Source organism: Streptomyces finlayi, assembly GCF_014216315.1.
Lineage (GTDB): Bacteria > Actinomycetota > Actinomycetes > Streptomycetales > Streptomycetaceae > Streptomyces > Streptomyces finlayi_A.
The window spans coordinates 4,349,208-4,366,729 of sequence record NZ_CP045702.1; the positions used below are offsets into that span (position 1 = coordinate 4,349,208).

19 protein-coding genes and 1 pseudogene are annotated in these 17,522 nt (G+C 71.5%); 16 read left to right on the forward strand and 4 right to left on the reverse strand.

The genetic code is table 11. The annotated features are described in order from the left end of the window. Positions 1–119 precede the first annotated feature (119 nt). The 4 genes from F0344_RS20175 (at position 120) to F0344_RS20190 (ending at position 3,680) form a co-directional block, all read left to right on the forward strand. Complete coding sequence (locus tag F0344_RS20175; RefSeq protein ID WP_185300109.1) at positions 120–839, forward strand: ABC transporter permease; 720 nt, start codon at positions 120–122, stop codon at positions 837–839. Positions 840–842: 3 nt separating this feature from the next. Next, a complete protein-coding gene (locus F0344_RS20180; RefSeq protein ID WP_185300110.1) occupies positions 843–1,517 on the forward strand; it encodes an ABC transporter permease in 675 nt (224 codons plus the stop codon). A 48-nt stretch (positions 1,518–1,565) separates the two neighbouring features. Next, entirely contained in the window at positions 1,566–2,540 is a 975-nt protein-coding gene (locus tag F0344_RS20185) for an ABC transporter substrate-binding protein (RefSeq protein WP_185300111.1), read from the forward strand. A gap of 102 nt (positions 2,541–2,642) precedes the next feature. Beyond that, on the forward strand, positions 2,643–3,680 hold the full coding sequence (locus F0344_RS20190; RefSeq protein WP_185300112.1) for a hypothetical protein: 1,038 nt from the start codon (positions 2,643–2,645) through the stop codon (positions 3,678–3,680). Positions 3,681–3,701: 21 nt separating this feature from the next. Here F0344_RS20190 and F0344_RS20195 read toward each other — a convergent pair whose 3' ends face one another. Further along, positions 3,702–4,844 (reverse strand): NADH-quinone oxidoreductase subunit D, encoded by a 1,143-nt coding sequence (locus F0344_RS20195; RefSeq protein WP_185300113.1) that lies wholly within the window; start codon positions 4,842–4,844, stop codon positions 3,702–3,704. 79 nt (positions 4,845–4,923) lie between these two features. Continuing rightward, positions 4,924–5,916, reverse strand: coding sequence for an SAM-dependent methyltransferase (locus F0344_RS20200; RefSeq protein ID WP_185300114.1), 993 nt, complete (start codon positions 5,914–5,916; stop codon positions 4,924–4,926). A 96-nt stretch (positions 5,917–6,012) separates the two neighbouring features. Between F0344_RS20200 and F0344_RS20205 the strand changes: the two genes are divergently transcribed. Beyond that, a complete protein-coding gene (locus F0344_RS20205) occupies positions 6,013–7,215 on the forward strand; it encodes a sensor histidine kinase (RefSeq protein WP_185300115.1) in 1,203 nt (400 codons plus the stop codon). Between the two features lie 61 nt (positions 7,216–7,276). After that, entirely contained in the window at positions 7,277–7,951 is a 675-nt protein-coding gene (locus F0344_RS20210; protein WP_185300116.1) for a response regulator transcription factor, read from the forward strand. Positions 7,952–7,963: 12 nt separating this feature from the next. Here F0344_RS20210 and F0344_RS20215 read toward each other — a convergent pair. Beyond that, positions 7,964–8,302: pseudogene (locus F0344_RS20215) on the reverse strand (metalloregulator ArsR/SmtB family transcription factor); the annotation flags it as partial. Between the two features lie 258 nt (positions 8,303–8,560). On the opposite strand from F0344_RS20215, the gene F0344_RS20220 reads away from it, so the two are divergent. From F0344_RS20220 to F0344_RS20265, 10 genes are all read left to right on the forward strand, one after another. Further along, complete coding sequence (locus F0344_RS20220; protein WP_185300117.1) at positions 8,561–9,526, forward strand: Rossmann-like and DUF2520 domain-containing protein; 966 nt, start codon at positions 8,561–8,563, stop codon at positions 9,524–9,526. Next, entirely contained in the window at positions 9,523–10,557 is a 1,035-nt protein-coding gene (gene panC, locus F0344_RS20225; protein ID WP_185300118.1) for a pantoate--beta-alanine ligase, read from the forward strand. The genes F0344_RS20220 and panC overlap by 4 nt, the downstream gene beginning before the upstream one ends. After that, a complete protein-coding gene (locus tag F0344_RS20230) occupies positions 10,554–12,299 on the forward strand; it encodes an L-aspartate oxidase (protein ID WP_185300119.1) in 1,746 nt (581 codons plus the stop codon). Before panC ends, F0344_RS20230 begins: the two co-directional genes overlap by 4 nt. Further along, a complete protein-coding gene (gene nadC / locus F0344_RS20235; protein ID WP_185300120.1) occupies positions 12,296–13,333 on the forward strand; it encodes a carboxylating nicotinate-nucleotide diphosphorylase in 1,038 nt (345 codons plus the stop codon). The genes F0344_RS20230 and nadC overlap by 4 nt, the downstream gene beginning before the upstream one ends. Next, the gene (locus F0344_RS20240) at positions 13,333–14,130 is read left to right on the forward strand and encodes a type III pantothenate kinase (protein ID WP_185300121.1); all 798 of its coding nucleotides are present in this window, start codon (positions 13,333–13,335) and stop codon (positions 14,128–14,130) included. The genes nadC and F0344_RS20240 overlap by 1 nt, the downstream gene beginning before the upstream one ends. 137 nt (positions 14,131–14,267) lie before the next feature. Further along, positions 14,268–14,858: a hypothetical protein gene (locus tag F0344_RS20245; RefSeq protein ID WP_185302787.1), complete on the forward strand. Its 591-nt coding sequence runs from the start codon at positions 14,268–14,270 to the stop codon at positions 14,856–14,858. A gap of 90 nt (positions 14,859–14,948) precedes the next feature. After that, a complete protein-coding gene (locus tag F0344_RS20250) occupies positions 14,949–15,128 on the forward strand; it encodes a hypothetical protein (RefSeq protein WP_185300122.1) in 180 nt (59 codons plus the stop codon). Between the two features lie 112 nt (positions 15,129–15,240). After that, complete coding sequence (locus F0344_RS20255; protein WP_185300123.1) at positions 15,241–15,675, forward strand: BlaI/MecI/CopY family transcriptional regulator; 435 nt, start codon at positions 15,241–15,243, stop codon at positions 15,673–15,675. Between the two features lie 9 nt (positions 15,676–15,684). Next, positions 15,685–16,254, forward strand: a complete 570-nt coding sequence (locus F0344_RS20260; RefSeq protein WP_258050021.1) for an amino-acid N-acetyltransferase — start codon at positions 15,685–15,687, stop codon at positions 16,252–16,254. A 144-nt stretch (positions 16,255–16,398) separates the two neighbouring features. Then, positions 16,399–16,734, forward strand: a complete 336-nt coding sequence (locus tag F0344_RS20265; protein WP_173313782.1) for a histone-like nucleoid-structuring protein Lsr2 — start codon at positions 16,399–16,401, stop codon at positions 16,732–16,734. Here F0344_RS20265 and F0344_RS20270 read toward each other — a convergent pair. Next, positions 16,713–17,294 carry an SCO3374 family protein gene (locus F0344_RS20270; RefSeq protein WP_185300124.1) on the reverse strand — a complete coding sequence of 194 codons (582 nt, stop codon included), beginning with the start codon at positions 17,292–17,294 and terminating at the stop codon, positions 16,713–16,715. The two genes, F0344_RS20265 and F0344_RS20270, sit on opposite strands and share 22 nt — an antisense overlap. Positions 17,295–17,522 lie beyond the last annotated feature (228 nt).

Here is a 17,522-nt window from a genome sequence, read left to right on the forward strand (position 1 = left end):
CTGTGAAGGCCGTGTTGCCGGAATGCGAACGGCCTCGGCGATTGTCAGTGGTCGAGGATAGGGTCGCCAGACATCAGTTCGGTACAAGAAGCGCGAAGGCGAATCAGGGGGTGGGACGGGTGGCCGGTGAGAACTGCCTCGTGGCGAACGACTGGATCTGCGGCGAGTATCTGCGTTCCCGCAGCCAGGAGTTGACCGACGCGACCGTCGAGCACATCTGGATCACGGCTGTCTCGGTCCTGATCGGACTGGCCGTGGCCTTTCCGCTGGCGCTCCTGGCCCGCCGCGGCCGGCACTTCGCCGGGCCGGTCCTCGGGCTGACGACGGTGCTCTACACCGTGCCGTCGCTGGCGATGTTCTCGCTGCTGCTGCCGCTGTTCGGGTTGTCGGCGGCCCTGGTGGTCACCGGCCTGGTGCTCTACTCGCTGACCATCCTCGTACGGAACGTCCTTGCGGGCCTCGAGGCGGTTCCCCCGGAGGCGAAGGAGGCCGCGAAGGGCATGGGCTACGGCCCGGCCCGGCTGCTGTGGGAGGTCGAACTGCCGCTCGCGCTGCCCGCGTTGATGGCCGGCCTGCGCATAGCCACCGTGTCGACGGTCGCGCTGACGACCGTCGGCTCGCTCGTCGGCAAGGGCGGTCTCGGCAACCTCATCGAGGACGCGCTGCCGAGCCTCTTCAAGGCCCAGGTGCTCACCGCCTCGGTGCTCTGCGTACTCCTCGCGGTCGCCGCCGACCTGCTGCTGCTCGGCGTGCAGCGCCTGCTCACGCCCTGGACCCGCATACGCGCGACGGCCGGACCGGACCGGGGAGCCCTCATCGCGAAGGTGGAGGCGGGCTGACCCGTGGGAGTCGTGGGAGACGCCTGGACCTGGCTCACCACCGGGTCCAACTGGTCCGGGGAGAGCGGTGCCGCGCACCGGCTCGCCGAGCACGTGTACGTCAGCGGCGTCGCGCTCGCGCTGGCCTGCGCGATCGCCCTGCCGGTCGCGCTGTATCTGGGACACCTCGGAAAGGGGGGCGCGCTCGCGGTCAACATCTCCAACGTGGGGCGCGCGGTCCCCGTCTTCGCGGTGCTGGCCCTCTTCATGCTCACGCCGCTGCGCAACTCCGGCTACTGGCCCACGATCATCGCCCTGGTGCTGTTCGCCGTGCCCCCGCTCCTCACCAACGCCTACGTCGGGATCACGGAGGTCGACCGCGCCGTGGTCGAGGCGGCCAGAGGCATGGGGATGTCCGGCCCGCAGCTCTTCGCCCGGGTCGAGCTGCCACTCGCCTACCCCCTGATCATGACCGGGCTCCGTTCCGCCGCCGTCCAGGTGGTGGCCACCGCCTCCATCGCGGCGATGGTCGGCCTCGGCGGCCTGGGCCGGATCATCACCGCCGGATTCAACACGTACGACACCGCCCAGGTCTTCGCGGGCGCGGTGCTGGTCGCCGGGCTCGCCCTGGTGGCCGAGGGGACGCTGACGGCGCTGGACCGGCTGCTGTCCCCCCTGCGCCGCCGACGGAGAGCCTGACGCGGTGCAGCTGTCTGTCACCTTTTTTCGCTGTGGACGGAGAACATCATGAGCAGGACCTCGCGCATAGCGGGTGCGGTCGTCGGAGTGGTCGCGCTGGCCGGTTCGCTCGCCGCGTGCGGCGGCGACAGCCTGGAGAAGGAGAAGAGCGGTCCGGGCACCGCGTCGGACTCCAGGAAGGGCTCGCTCGTCGTGGGCGCCGCCTCGTTCACCGAGTCCAAGGTGCTCGCCGAGCTCTACGCGCAGGTGCTCGCCGGCGCCGGGTACAGCACCTCCGTCACCACGGTGAAGAACCGCGAGCTGTACGAACCCTCCCTGGAGAAGGGTGAGATCGACGTCGTACCGGAATACGCGGCGACGATCGCGGAATTCCTCAACGCCAAGGTGAACGGGGCGAGCGAGGCGGCGAAGAAGCCCGTGGCCTCCGGGGACGCCGCCGCCACGGTCGCCGCCCTGGAGAAGCTCGCCACGCCGCTCGGTCTGAAGGTGCTCCCGGCGGGCAAGGCCGTCGACCAGAACGCCTTCGCAGTGACGAAGGAATTCGCCGAGAAGAACAAGCTCACGACCCTTTCGGACCTCGGCAGGTCGAAGATCAAGGTGAAGATCGCCGCCGGGGACGAGTGCGAGGTCCGGCCGTTCTGCGCTCCGGGGCTGAAGAAGACGTACGGGATCGATGTCACCGGAATCGACCCGAAGGGCGTCGGCACTCCGCAGTCGAAGCAGGCGGTCAAGGACGGCAAGGTCCAGCTGGTTCTGACGACCACCACAGACGCGGTACTGGACAGTTACGGCCTGGTGTTCCTGGAGGACGACAAGAAGCTCCAGAACGCCGACAACGTCCTTCCGGTGCTCAATGCCAAGGACGCGGGCGCGCCGGACATTGCCGAGGCGCTCGGGAAGCTCACCGGGGTACTGACCACGGAGGACCTCGCGGAACTGAACCGCAAGGTCGACGCCGAGCGTGCCAAGCCTGCCGATGTGGCCAAGGAGTATCTCCTGGCGAAAGGCTTGCTCAAGAAGTAGAGGCGAGGATTCCGGTCCTTCGGGAGGCCGTCAGGTAACCGGCGGGGAACAGATTGCCGGGCGGTCTCCCAAGTAACCCGTACGCACGGTAAATTTCGAGCCATGCCACGTGGACGTCACCGCCATTCGCCACCCCTGCACAGAATCCTGCCGCCTTCCCTGGTGGCCGGAGTGTCGGTCGTATGTGCAGCCGGCGCCTGGCTGCTCGCCGAACCGCTCGCCCTGCGCGCTCTGGTGGCCGCCACCGCGGCCGCCGCCGTCTCCGGCGCGTATCTGATGCGCAGCTGGGACCGGGCCGCGGGACTGCGCGTCGCGGAACTGACGCGCGCCCGCGCCGGCGACGAGTGGAAGGCCGAGGAGCGCATAGCCGAACTGGAGTCCGACCTCGAGGAGTCCAGGGAGCTGCGTACCCGGCTGGAGACGAAGCTGCGCCGCAAGCGGGTCGAGCTCGCCGGGCTGCGGGGCGAGCACGCCGCGCTGCTGCGCCGGTACGCGAACGCCGAGACCGAGCGGGCCACCGCGCTGGAGGGCCGCAGGCAGCTTGCGCTCGAAGCCGCGGCCTCGCCCCGGGAGCTGCCCGCCGCACGCTCCACGCCCACCCCGGCCGCGTATCTGCGCGCCTCCCAGGCGCTGCGGGACCTCACGCGCAACGCCGCACTCCAGGAGGCGCGTCGCACCGCCGACGGGGCCGGACGGCGTGACCTCGCCGAGCGGGCCAGGACCCGGGACGTGGAGGCGGACGGCCCGAAGGGGAAGCACGCGGCGGCCGCCGGGGCGGGCGGCCACCAGCACCGCCGCCCGTCGACCGCCCTGCCGGCCCCGCAGCTCTCGCCGGTGCCGATGCCGGTACCCGCGCCGCGTCCGATCCAGGCAGCCTCCGCCATCGTTCCGTACGCGGCCGCGCGCCGGCATCTCGTCCCGCAGGGCAGCTTCGACTTCTTCGGTACGCAGAAGGCGAACGCCGCGATCGAGGCCGTACAGAACGAGGACCTGGCCGACGTGGTGGGCGAGGAAGCCCTCGCCCACCACCGGACGGGTGCCACGGAGAACCGGGCCGTGGGCAAGGTCATCGACCTCACCGCACACGACGAGACCGAGCAGCTGGACGTGGCCGGGCTGCGCAGCGCCGTCTCCTCGTAGCTTCGGGCGCCGGCCCCGCGCCTACTTGTCGATGTCGCCGACGACGAAGAAGAGCGATCCCAGGATGGCCACCATGTCGGCGACCAGCGTGCCCGGCAGCAGTTCGGTCAGGGCCTGGATGTTGTTGAACGAGGCGGAGCGGAGCTTCAGCCGGTACGGGGTCTTCTCGCCCTTGGACACCAGGTAGTAGCCGTTGATGCCGAGCGGGTTCTCGGTCCACGCGTAGGTGTGGCCCTCCGGCGCCTTCAGCACCTTGGGCAGCCGCTGGTTGATCGGACCGGGCGCCAGACCAGCCATCCGGTCCAGGCAGGCGTCCGCGAGATCAAGCGCGTTGTGCGACTGCCCCAGCAGGCACTCGAACCGGGCCAGGCAGTCGCCCTCGGTGGCGGTGACGACCTTGAGCGTGTCCTGGAGCTCGCCGTACGCGAGGTACGGCTCGTCGCGCCGCAGGTCGAAGTCGACCCCGGAGGCGCGGGCGATCGGCCCGGACACCCCGTACGCGTGCACGGCCTCGGCGGAGAGCACACCCACCCCGCGGGTACGGGCCCGGAAGATCTCGTTGCCCAGCACCAGGTCGTCGTACACGTCCATCCGGGACCGCACCGAGGCGATCGCGTCCCTGGCGCGGCCGAGCCACCCCGCGGGAAGGTCCTCCTTGAGCCCGCCGACCCGGTTGAACATGTAGTGCATCCGGCCGCCGGAGACCTCCTCCATCACGGCCTGGAGTTCCTCGCGCTCGCGGAACGCGTAGAACACCGGGGTGATCCCGCCGAGTTCGAGGGGGTAGGAGCCGAGGAACATCAGGTGGTTCAGCACCCGGTTCAGCTCGGCGAGCAGGGTCCGCGTCCACACCGCACGCTCGGGGACCTCCATGCCGAGCATGCGCTCGACGGCCATGACGACACCCAGCTCGTTGGAGAACGCCGACAGCCAGTCGTGGCGGTTGGCGAGCATCACGATCTGCCGGTAGTCGCGCGCCTCGAAGAGCTTCTCGGCGCCCCGGTGCATGTAGCCGATGACCGGCTCCGCGTGCTGGATGCGCTCACCGTCCAGGACGAGCCGCAGGCGGAGCACCCCGTGGGTCGAGGGATGCTGGGGGCCGATGTTGAGCACCATGTCGGTGCTCTCTGCCGCGCCGCCGATGCCGACCGTCGTCTCCGTCATGCCGGACAGTATCCCCCGGGTACCCGAGGCTCCGCCCGGGACCCCGGTCCATGACCGCCGGACGGGCTCGAAGACGCCCTCAGCCGCCGGGCGGGCCGGACGCGGGGTGCACCCGTTGCAGCAGCCAGCCGAAATCGCCCAGTCCGCCGCGCGCCGTGAGCTCCGCAGCCTCGCCCGAGGCGGAAAGCGCCCGGACGTACCCGGCGGGGTCGGCCGACGCCAGGGCCAGCGGCGGCCGTTCACCGCTGACACCGAGCTCCCGGAGCACCGCGCGCTGGTCACGGACCTCGGCCGGTACGCCGGCCACGGCGCTCCCCGCCTCCGCGCACGCGTCGAGGGCCACATGGGACGTGAGGTCGCACGTGCCGTCCGGCACCGGACGCACCTCGCGGCCCGCCCGGAATCCGGTCAGCGTCCCGAACGGCGGCCTCGCCTCCCGTACGTGCCCGTAGTCGACCGCCACCGCCAGCCCCCCGGCCAGCGACGCGACCGCCCGCGCCCACGCCTCGTCGCGCGGCCGTCCGATCTCCGCGCGGCCGCCTGGCCCGGCCGTCGGCCACCAGCGCCGCAGCCACTGCGCGTCCGCCCCGCTCACCGGGTCGCCCAGCCGTTCCGTGCCGTCCGCCCGTACGAGGACCCGGCGCGCCACCCCGTCGGCGTCGGCCTCCGCGATGTCCACCGGAACGTTGTCCAGCCACTCGTTGGCGAAGAGCAGCCCGGTGACCCCGTGCGGAGGCTCGGCGCACCACTCGATCCGTGGATCAAGGCCCGGCGGACGCCCGGCGATCTCCACCGCGTACGCCCGCACCTCCAGCCCGGCGGGCACGGCCGCCAGCACCCCCGTCAGCAACTCGCCCCGCCCCGCGCCCACATCCACCAGGGCGACCTCGTCCGTGTCCAGCTCCCGCGCCGTTCCTGCCAGCAGCCGGGCGATCGCGGAGGCGAACAGCGGCGAGGCATGCACCGACGTGCGGAAATGCCCCGCGGGCCCTTCCGGCCTCCGGTAAAAGCCCTCGTCCCCGTACAAAGCGGTCTCAGCCGCTTCTCGCCAACCGCGCCAGTCATCCGTCACGTAGGCAAGTCTCCACCTTGGGGAGTACGGTCCCAGGACCTGGATCGGCCCTCCGGCTGACCCGGGCACCGATCTGCTATCCCTACGCTGGGTTACGTGCAGCGCCTCTACGACTTCATCCGCAGACACCCGACGGGCGTCGACAGCTTCTGGGCTGTCTTCCTCCTCGGGCTCTCCGGCGTGTCGATCGTGGCCGGGCAGTACGGCAGCGGCCGCGAGGCCGTGCTGGCTGTGCCGGTCACGCTCGGTCTGTGCACGGTCGTCGCGCTGCGCCGGCGCGCGCCCGAGAAGATGCTGCTGCTCGCCGTCGCGATGGGCCTCGTGCAGCTGGCGCTGGATGTCAGGCCGGGCATCGCGGACTTCGCCCTGCTGGTGATCACGTACACCGTGGCCACCGTGGGGGAACGCTGGGCGTCCCGGCTCGCCCTGGCGTGCAGCCTCGTCGCGGCCGGCCTCTCGCACCTTCGCTGGCCGGAGGGCCGGCAGGAGCACTGGGCGCAGGCCGTCTTCGTCGTGGTCGTCATGACGGTGCCGTTCGTACTCGCCTGGGTGCTCGGCGACTCGATGCGGACCCGCCGGGCCTACTTCGACCAGCTGGAGGAGCGCGCGGCCCGGCTGGAACGGGAGCGAGAGGCGCAGTCGAAGGTCGCGGTCGCCGCCGAACGTGCCCGGATCGCCCGCGAACTGCACGACGTCGTCGCCCACAACGTCTCCGTGATGGTGGTGCAGGCCGACGGCGCCGCCTACGTCATGGACGCGGCACCGGAGCAGGCGCGGCAGGCGCTGGAGACGATTTCGAGCACCGGCCGGCAGGCACTCGCCGAGATGCGCAGGCTGCTCGGCGTGCTGCGCACCGGCGACGCTCCGGAGAGCGGGGAGTACGTACCGCAGCCCGACGTCGGGCAGATCGAGGACCTGATCGACCAGGTCAGGCAGACCGGTCTGGCGGTGGACTTCAAGATCGAGGGCACGCCGCGCCCCCTGCCCACCGGGGTGGAACTGACCGCGTACCGCATCGTGCAGGAAGCCCTCACCAACACCCGCAAGCACGGTGGTCCGGACGCCGGTGCCAGCGTGCGGCTGGTCTACTTCGACGACGGCCTGGGGCTCCTCGTCGAGGACGACGGCCGGGGCGCCGCGCACGAGTTGTACGAGGACGGCGGCGCCGACGGAGCCGGTCACGGCATGATCGGTATGAGGGAACGGGTCGGCATGGTCGGCGGCACGCTGGACGCCGGACCGCGTCCCGGCGGCGGATTCCGGATCAGCGCCCTGCTGCCGCTGAAGCCCGGCCATTAGGCACCGCCCCTGACCCGTAGGAAGCCCGACCACCCCACTGACCAGGAGAACAGGACACCTCATGGCGATCCGCGTGATGCTCGTCGACGACCAGGTGCTGTTGCGCACCGGATTCCGGATGGTGCTCGCCGCCCAGCCGGACATGGAGGTCGTCGCCGAGGCCGGTGACGGCGCCGAGGCGATCGAGGTGCTGCGCGCCACCGCGGTGGACGTCGTGCTGATGGACGTGCGCATGCCGAGGCTGGACGGCGTCGAGGCGACCCGGCGCATCTGTGCGCAGACCGATCCGCCCAAGGTGCTCATCCTGACCACGTTCGACCTGGACGAGTACGCCTTCTCCGGGCTGAAGGCGGGGGCCAGCGGCTTCATGCTGAAGGACGTGCCGCCCGGCGAACTGCTGGCCGCGATCCGTGCCGTGCACAGTGGCGACGCGGTCGTCGCGCCGTCCACCACGCGCCGGCTGCTGGACCGTTTCTCATCGAGTCTGCCCACCAGCGGCAAGGACCCCAAGCACAAGCACGTCGAGAAGCTCACCGGGCGGGAACGCGAAGTGATGATGCTGGTCGCGCAGGGCCTGTCGAACGGTGAGATCGCCGCGCGGCTCGTGCTGTCCGAGGCGACCGTGAAGACGCATGTCGGCCGCATCCTGACGAAGCTGAACCTGCGCGACCGGGTGCAGGTCGTCGTCCTCGCGTACGAGACGGGCCTGGTCCGGGCCGGCGGCGGGGCGGGCTGAGTACGCGCCGTCTCAGCGCAGGACCCCCTCCAGGAAGTCGCTGCCGAGCCGGCTCACCGCGGTCAGGTCCAGCTGGTGCAGGACGTACCGGCCGCGCCGCCGGGTGGTGAGGAGACCGGCCCTCTTCAGTGCCGAGAGGTGGCGGGACACCTCGGGGGCCGTGATCCCGTGCGAGTCGGCGAGTTCGCCGGTGGAGTACGGGGAGCGGGCGAGGTTGCGGCACAGACGCATCCGCATCGGATGCGCCAGGGCCTCCATCCGGAGCTGGAGCAGCTCTACGGAGGCGGGGGGCGGCAGGTCGGGCCGGTGCACCGGGTAGTGGATCACCGGGCGCCAGCCCGGGGCGTGCAGAGCCGCCCCCGTACGCAGCCGCGCAGGCGACCACCACGCGGCCCGTCGCCCGGCGGCCGCGAGTGCTCCTTCTGCCCATCGGTGTCCGCCATGGGACGATCAGTACCCGGGCGACCGACATCGCCGGACCGGATTTCGCCGGAGCCGCAAAGTTACCCACAGGCTGTGGACGACCGTCAGGTGGCGCGAAACGCTGGCGTAGCATGCAGAGAAATCGTCCGGTACCCCCCGCGGACTGGAACGGAAGGCCATCGCCGCGTGAACACGACAACTTCGCAGGACCCCCTCGACGCGAGGGACCGCCCGGCCCGCCTCACGGTCGGCGTCGTCGGCGCGGGCCGGGTCGGCCCCGCCCTCGCCGCCTCGCTCCAGCTCGCCGGGCACCGCCCGGTGGCCGTATCGGGCGTCTCCGACGCATCCGTGCGCCGGGCGGCCGCGCTGCTCCCCGACGTACCCCTGGTGACGCCCGCCGAGGTGCTGGCGCGCGCGGACCTGGTGCTGCTGACCGTCCCCGACGACGCACTGCCCGGCCTGGTCGAGGGGCTGGCCGAAACCGGTGCCGTACGGCCGGGACAGCTGATCGTCCACACGTCCGGGCGGTACGGGGCCAAGGTGCTCGACCCCGCCAGGCGGGCCGGGGCGCTGCCCCTCGCCCTGCACCCGGCGATGACGTTCTCCGGCAGCTCCGTCGACGTCCAGCGGCTCGCGGGCTGCTCCTTCGGCGTCAGCGCCCCCGTGGAGCTCAGGCTCGCCGCCGAGGCGCTGGTCATCGAGATGGGCGGTGAACCCGAATGGATCGCGGAAGAGTCCCGTCCGCTGTACCACGCGGCGCTCGCCCTCGGTGCGAACCACCTGGTCACGCTCGTCGCGCAGGCCATGGAGCTCCTGGGCAAGGCCGGCGTCTCCGCCCCCGACCGGATGCTCGGCCCGCTCCTCGGGGCGGCCCTCGACAACGCCCTGCGCTCCGGCGACGCGGCACTGACCGGACCCGTCGCCCGAGGCGACGCGGGCACGGTCGCGGCGCACATCGGCGAGCTGCGCGCCCACGCCCCCGAGACGGTGGCCGGATACGTCGCCATGGCCCGCGCCACCGCCGACCGGGCCCTGGCGCACGGGATGCTCAAGGCGGAGCTCGCGGAGGACCTGCTCGGCGTCCTGGCCGACGGCGGACGTACGGCTCCGCCCGGCGGAACCGAGGGCACAGGACCGGGGGAGGCCCGATGAACGCCCAGGACTCCGGGACGAGGGGCACCACCCCCTCCCTCCTGCACACCGCGGCCGAGCTCGACGCCCTGCGCCGCCCGGCCGGGGCACGGCGCGTCGTCGTCATGACGATGGGCGCGCTCCACGAAGGCCACGCCACCCTGATCCGTACGGCGCGGTCCGCCGCGGGACCGGCCGGCCAGGTCGTGGTCACCGTCTTCGTGAACCCGCTCCAGTTCGGCGAGGCGGCCGACCTCGACCGCTACCCGCGCACCCTCCACGCCGACCTCGTGGTCGCCGCCGCGGCGGGCGCCGACGCGGTCTTCGCGCCTTCCGTCGACGAGGTCTACCCCGGGGGCGAACCCCAGGTCCGCATCACGGCCGGCCCCATGGGCGAGCGCCTCGAAGGCGCCGCACGCCCCGGGCACTTCGACGGCATGCTCACCGTCGTCGCCAAGCTGCTCCATCTCACCCGCCCCGACGAGGCGCTCTACGGGCAGAAGGACGCCCAGCAGCTGGCGCTCATCCGCCGTATGGTGCGCGACCTGAACTTCGGCGTCGAGATCACGGGCGTGGCCACCGTCCGCGACCCCGACGGCCTGGCGCTCTCCAGCCGCAACCGCTTCCTCTCCGCCGAGGAGCGCCGCACCGCGCTCGCACTGCCCCGGTCACTGTTCGCCGCCCGGGACCGGCTGGCCGCCCAGCAGGCGCTGCACGAGCGCGCGACGGCCACCACGGCCAACGCGAGCCGGGTCGCCGGGCTCGCCGCGCTCGGTGAGTCCCGCGCGGCCGCCGACACCCAGGCGGTGACCCTGGCCCGGCCGAGCGGCGGCCCCGCCGCGGTCCGTGCCGCGGCCCGTCTGGTCTTGGAGGACGCGTCCAAGGAGCAGCCGCCGCTCGCCGTGGACTACCTCGCGCTCGTCGACCCGGCGGACTTCACCGAGATCCCCGACGACCGCGAGCACGGCGAGGCGATCCTCGCCGTGGCGGCACGCGTGGGCGCCACCCGCCTGATCGACAACATCCCGCTGACCTTCGGAGCCCTCACGTGACCGGAATACGGCTGACCGCCCCCGCCCCCGGCTGGGCCATCGACGCGGACGTCGTCGTGGTCGGCTCAGGCGTGGCCGGTCTCACCACCGCACTGCGCTGCGCCGCCGCGGGCCTCGCCACCGTCGTCGTCACCAAGGCGCGGCTCGACGACGGCTCCACCCGCTGGGCACAGGGCGGCATCGCGGCGGCACTCGGTGAGGGAGACACCCCCGAACAGCACCTGGCCGACACCCTCGTGGCCGGCGCGGACCTGTGCGACGAGACAGCGGTACGGGCCCTGGTCACCGAGGGACCCGACGCCGTACGCCGGCTGATCGAGACGGGCGCGCTCTTCGACAAGACGACGAGCGGCGACATCGCCCTGACCCGCGAGGGCGGTCACCACCGCCGCCGCATCGCGCACGCCGGAGGCGACGCCACGGGCGCGGAGATCTCCCGCGCCCTCGTCGAGGCGGTGCGTTCGGCGGCCCTGCGCACCGTCGAGAACGCCCTGGTGCTCGACCTCCTCACCGACGCCGAAGGCCGTACGGCGGGCGTCACCCTGCACGTCATGGGGGAGGGCCAGCACGACGGAGTGGGCGCGGTCCGCGCCCCCGCGGTCGTTCTCGCCACCGGCGGCATGGGCCAGGTCTTCTCCGCCACCACCAACCCGTCGGTCTCCACCGGCGACGGTGTGGCCCTGGCACTGCGGGCCGGGGCGGAGGTCTCCGACCTGGAGTTCGTCCAGTTCCACCCGACGGTCCTGTTCCTCGGCGCCGACTCGGAGGGCCAGCAGCCCCTCGTATCGGAAGCGGTACGGGGCGAGGGCGCCCATCTCGTGGACGCGTCCGGCACCCGCTTCATGCTCGGGCAGCACGAGCTGGCGGAGCTGGCCCCGCGCGACATCGTCGCCAAGGCCATCACCCGCCAGATGCACCGGCACGGCACCGAGCACATGTATCTGGACGCCCGGCACTTCGGCGCCGAGATGTGGGAGCACCGCTTCCCCACGATCCTGGCCGCCTGCCGGGCCCACGGCATCGACCCGGTCACCGAGCCCATCCCGGTCGCCCCGGCCGCGCACTACGCCTCGGGCGGCATCCGTACCGACCTCACCGGCCGTACGACGGTCCCCGGTCTGTACGCCTGCGGCGAGGTCGCCTGTACGGGCGTGCACGGCGCGAACCGGCTGGCCTCCAACTCCCTCCTGGAGGGGCTGGTCTTCGCGGAGCGCATCGCGGCGGACATCGTGCGGGACCGGCCGGAGCGGACCGAGGCGGTGGAGCCCGTCGGTGGCAGCACCTCGCCGCTCCTGGTCGCCGAGTCCCGGACCGAGATCCAGCGGATCATGACGAAGGGCGCCGGAGTCATCCGTTCCGCGGCCAGTCTCGCCACCGCGGCCGAGGAGCTGGAAGCCCTCCAGCGCACGGCCGCCGACGAGGCGGGCGCGGCCGAACCCAAGGTGGCGGTGCCCGGCGTGGACGCCTGGGAGGCCACCAACCTCCTGCTGGTCTCGCGGGTCCTGGTCGCCGCGGCCCGTGAGCGCGAGGAGACCCGCGGCTGCCACTGGCGCGAGGACCGGCCCGACCGGGACGACGAGCACTGGCGCCGCCACCTCGTCGTACGGATCGCACCCGACCGGCGGCTGGTCGTCAGCCGTACGGAGACCGCCGCGTTCCCGCCCGTACGCGCCACCGAGACACCAGACTGCCCGAGCACCACGAACCACCCCGCCGACGCCCCCGAGGAGCCGCGACCGTGAGCACGCCCGAAGAGAATCCGCGCCCCACACCCGTGGACGTACCGCTGATCCATATCGGCGCGCCCGCTCCCGCCACGGACGGCTGCGGCGACGGCTGCGGCTGTGGTGACGGTTACGACCCCGACGGTCTGGAGTGCGGCCTCGATCCCGCCCTCGCCAAGCTGCTCGCCGAGGCGGGCCTGGACCCCGTCCAGGTCGAGGACGTCGCCCACGTCGCGATCGAGGAGGACCTCGACGGCGGCGTGGACGTCACGACCGTGGCGACGGTCCCCGAGGACGCCGTGGCGACCGGTGACTTCACCGCGCGCGAGGAGGGCGTCGTCGCGGGCATCCACATCGCGGAAGCGGTGCTCTCGATCGTCTGTACGGACGAGTTCGAGGTCGAGCGGCACGTCGAGGACGGCGACCGCGTCGTCGCGGGCCAGAAGCTGCTGACGGTCACCACGCGCACCCGCGACCTTCTCACCGGCGAGCGCAGCGCCCTCAACCTGCTCTGCAGGCTCTCGGGCATCGCGACCGCCACACGCGCCTGGGCCGATGTGCTCGACGGCACGAAGGCCAGGGTCCGCGACACCCGCAAGACGACCCCCGGACTGCGCGCGCTGGAGAAGTACGCGGTGCGCTGCGGCGGCGGGGTGAACCACCGCATGTCGCTCTCGGACGCGGCGCTCGTCAAGGACAACCACGTGGTCGCGGCGGGCGGCGTCGCGGAGGCGTTCAAGCGCGTCAGGGCCGCGTTCCCGGACGTACCGATCGAGGTCGAGGTCGACACCCTGGAGCAGGTCCGCGAGGTCCTCGACGCGGGCGTCGACCTGATCCTGCTGGACAACTTCACGCCTGAGCAGACCCAGGAGGCCGTCGCCCTGGTCGCCGGCCGCGCCGTGCTGGAGTCCTCCGGCCGGCTCTCGCTCGCTTCGGCCCGCGCCTACGCGGAGGCGGGCGTCGACTACCTGGCCGTCGGGGCGCTCACCCACTCCTCGCCGATCCTCGACATCGGCCTGGACTTCCGCGAAACCGACGGGGCCGGCGTCTGATGCTGCTCACCATCGACGTCGGCAACTCGCACACGGTTCTCGGCCTGTTCGACGGCGAGGAGATCGTCGAGCACTGGCGGATCTCGACCGATTCCCGGCGCACGGCCGACGAGCTCGCCGTGCTGCTCCAGGGCCTCATGGGCATGCATCCGCTGCTCGGCGTGGAGCTCGGTGACGGCATCGAGGGCATCGCGATCTGCTCGACCGTCCCCGCCGTCCTGCACGAGCTCCGTGAGGTCACCCGCCGCTACTACGGTGACGTCCCCGCGATCCTCGTGGAACCGGGCGTCAAGACCGGTGTGCCGGTCCTGATGGACAACCCGAAGGAGGTCGGCGCGGACCGCATCATCAACGCGGTCGCCGCGGTCGAGCTCTACGGCGGTCCGGCGATCGTCGTGGACCTCGGTACGGCCACCACCTTCGACGCGATCTCCGCACGCGGCGAGTACACGGGCGGCGTGATCGCACCCGGTATCGAGATCTCGGTGGAGGCGCTGGGGGTCAAGGGCGCCCAGCTCCGCAAGATCGAGCTGGCCAGGCCGCGCAGCGTGATCGGCAAGAACACGGTCGAAGCCATGCAGTCCGGCATCGTCTACGGCTTCGCGGGCCAGATCGACGGCGTCGTGACGCGGATGAGGAAGGAGCTGGCGGCCGACCCGGACGACGTCACCGTCATCGCGACGGGTGGCCTTGCTCCGATGGTGTTGCAGGACGCCACGGTCATCGACGAGCACGAGCCCTGGCTGACGCTCATCGGTCTGCGTCTCGTGTACGAGCGCAACGTCACGCGGCTCTGAGGAACGCGCCCGCACCTGCGGGAATGTCCGGGGCGGCACGGCGGGACACGCCGCGCCGCCACGGCCAGTTAAGAGGATTTTGTCCGTTTAACACGTATTGTCGCGCCATGCCCACGCCCTACGGATCACGCGGCGGCATGGCGTTCAGCGCGGACGAGCTGCGTGTGCTCCGACGCGTCCTCGCCATCGCCCTGCACCCCACGCCCCTGCCCGAAGAGGATGTCCAGGACTGCCTGCGGCTCGCGGAGGCCGTGGACGAGGCGGTCGGTGAGGCGGGCAGGCTGCGCGCCTTCCTCCTCGCCGACCTCGCCCGCTACCGCGAAGCCCTCCCCGGTTCCGTCTCCGGTTATCTGGAGCTCCTCCAGGACGCCCTGGCCGCCGGATACGACCCGCGCCCCGACGATCTGGCCGCCCTGCGCGCCCTGCGCGGGAAACCCCTCGCGGCGGCCCTCCTGGACCGCTGCCAGGTACTCGCCGAACGTTCCGTCCGCGCCCGCCTCGCCGGACGCGCCGTATCCGTGACGGCCCCGGCCCCGCGCAGCCGCCTGACGGCCCTGACCGGCGGCCTCGCCCTCGCGAAGGAGCCCGACCGCCCCGACCGCCCGAAGGCCCCGCCGGTGCCGGCCCGCCCGCCCGCCCCCGGGGAGCGACCCATGCCGAAACCGTCCGAGGTCTTCCCGCCCCGCCGCCGCCCCGTCACCCCGTCCGAGGAGCGCGCCGCGGGCTGATAGCCCGTCGGCCGGGCCCGGACCGGTCCGCCGCGCCCTCCCCGGGAGGGCGCGGACTCCGGCCGCACCGGGCTCGCTACTCTGGACGGTATGGACTACGTATCCGCGCTTCTGCCCCCCGTGGTGATGGCCGCCTTCTTCATCGGCCTCGTCGTGACGATCGTCAAGAGTCAGGGCGGTCCGAACAAGAACAAGGAAGACGCGGCCGTGGACGCCGCGCTCGCCCGCGCGGAGTCGGTCCAGCAGACACCACGGGCCGGAGGCGCCTGACCGCGCCCCACCCGACCCGAGAAGGGCGTACGACTCGTGAGTGACGAGCTGTACGCCCTTTTCGTTGTGCAAATAACCGCTCATTCCAGACATCTAGCACTAAGGTGACGCTGTGCCTCGCCAATTGGGAGAGCTGGAAGACGCCGTGATGACACGGGTCTGGCAATGGAACCGTCCGGTCACCGTCCGGGAAGTTCTCGAGGACCTTCAGCAGGAACGGTCCATCGCGTACACGACGGTCATGACGGTAATGGACAATCTCCATCAGAAGGGCTGGGTGCGCAGGGAAGTCGACGGCCGCGCATATCGATATACGGCGGTCTCCACCCGAGCCGCCTACTCGGCCGCACTGATGAACGAAGCCTGGTCCCGCAGTGACAACCCGGCTGCCGCGCTGGTCGCGTTCTTCGGCATGATGTCGGCCGAACAGCGCGAAGCTCTGCAGGACGCCATGCGCATGGTTCTGCCCACCTTCCCCGAAGCGCCCGCAAGTCCGGCCGGTGAGACGACCCCGGCCGATGACACGGAGCCGGAGACCGGGCGATAGCGTCTGGGCATGTCCTCAGAGCCGTCGCAAACCCAGCCGGATACCGAGTTTCATACCGACCCGTCGGTAAATAGGCCGGCGATCACCGTCCGCCGTGCCAGGACGACCGACATGACGTCGGTGCGCGGTCTCCTTGACGGGTACGTCTCCGAAGGCATCCTGCTCGACAAAGCGACGGTCACGCTTTACGAGGACATCCAGGAGTTCTGGGTCGCCGAACGGGACGCGGACGCCCGGGTCATCGGCTGCGGCGCACTCCACGTGATGTGGGAAGACCTCGCCGAAGTGCGCACTCTCGCCGTCGATCACAGCACCAAGGGTGCCGGAGTGGGGCATCAAGTGCTGGACAAGCTCTTGCAGACCGCGCGCTGGCTGGGGGTCCGCCGGGTTTTCTGTCTCACCTTCGAAGTGGACTTCTTCGCCAAGCACGGCTTCGTCGAGATCGGAGAGACGCCGGTCGACACAGATGTCTACAGTGAGCTGCTCCGTTCCTATGACGAGGGTGTCGCGGAGTTCCTGGGTCTCGAACGAGTGAAGCCGAACACCTTGGGCAACAGCCGGATGCTTCTGCACCTGTGACCGGCAGAAGCAGCCGTAGGTCTATGTCCGAATCGCGCACGTTTCCCGCGTTCTTGCACTCCCGGACCTCTCCCAGGGGTTTGTGTTTTCCGGGGAAAAGCGGTTTCCTTTCCGCGTACTACATTTTCGATGAAAGGAAATCCAGTGGCACAGAAGGTTCAGGTCCTTCTTGTCGATGACCTCGACGGTGGCGAGGCGGACGAGACAGTGACGTTCGCACTTGACGGCAAGACGTACGAGATCGACCTCACCACGACCAACGCGGACAAGCTCCGTGGTCTTCTTGAGCCGTACACCAAGGGTGGCCGTCGTACCGGTGGCCGCGCCGCGACGGGCCGTGGCAAGGGCCGCGCCGTCACCGGTGGCAACAAGGACACCGCCGAGATCCGCAAGTGGGCGCGCGAGAACGGCCACAACGTGAATGACCGTGGCCGCGTTCCCGCGGAGATCCGCGAGGCTTACGAGAAGGCCAACGGCTGAGCTGTCGACCTCTTGGTCAGCAGCCCGGTCCGGGCTCGCGTCAGCCGCGCCCGGTGGCATTCCGTCGCGGCCACGTCCACCAGCCGTGCGAGATCGGGAACATCCCCACACCTGTTCCCGAAGCCGACGAGGGCCGGCAGTACCGGCCCGACCTCCTGCCTCGGCTCGGGGGGCCGCAGCCACAGTGCGGCCCCCGGCGAGCCGACCGCACAGCCGGGCGGTGCCGGGGCGGTGATCCGCCCGCCGGTACCGACGGCGGTCAGGTCCAGAGTGATTCCGCCCCACTCCAGCCAGTCGAGCAACTCCGGCAGCTCATCGGCGCCTCCCGCGGCCACCAGCAGCGCCATGCGCTGCCCGGCCAGTGCCACCGGACCCGTGCGCCCCAGCCTCCGCAGCACGGCGTGTCCGGCATCGGCGGGCAGCTCCAGCACGTCGAAACGCAGCCCGGTCAGCAGGCACACCGGCGCGCCCGCGGTCGCCCAGCCGAGTTCCCGCTCGTACCACAGCGCCCAGTCGTCGATGTCGGGCGACGAGCGGGGAGGCGGAACGGTGAGGGCCATGCCCGATGAACCGTCGAAGCACCTCCGGAGTTACGCGGTGTCCGCGATCGATTGCCGGGCGTGACCGTCGCCGGGGCGTGCGGACGCGTCGGGGAGCGCGAAGATGTTCGCCCGTAGCTGAGGGAACCGGGTCGCGCCGCATGGACTGTCAGTAGTTGCGGGTAAGACATCCCTAGTGGGAGGGGGCGACACGCAGGCCGATACGTCTCACGTTCGCCATCGGCGTAC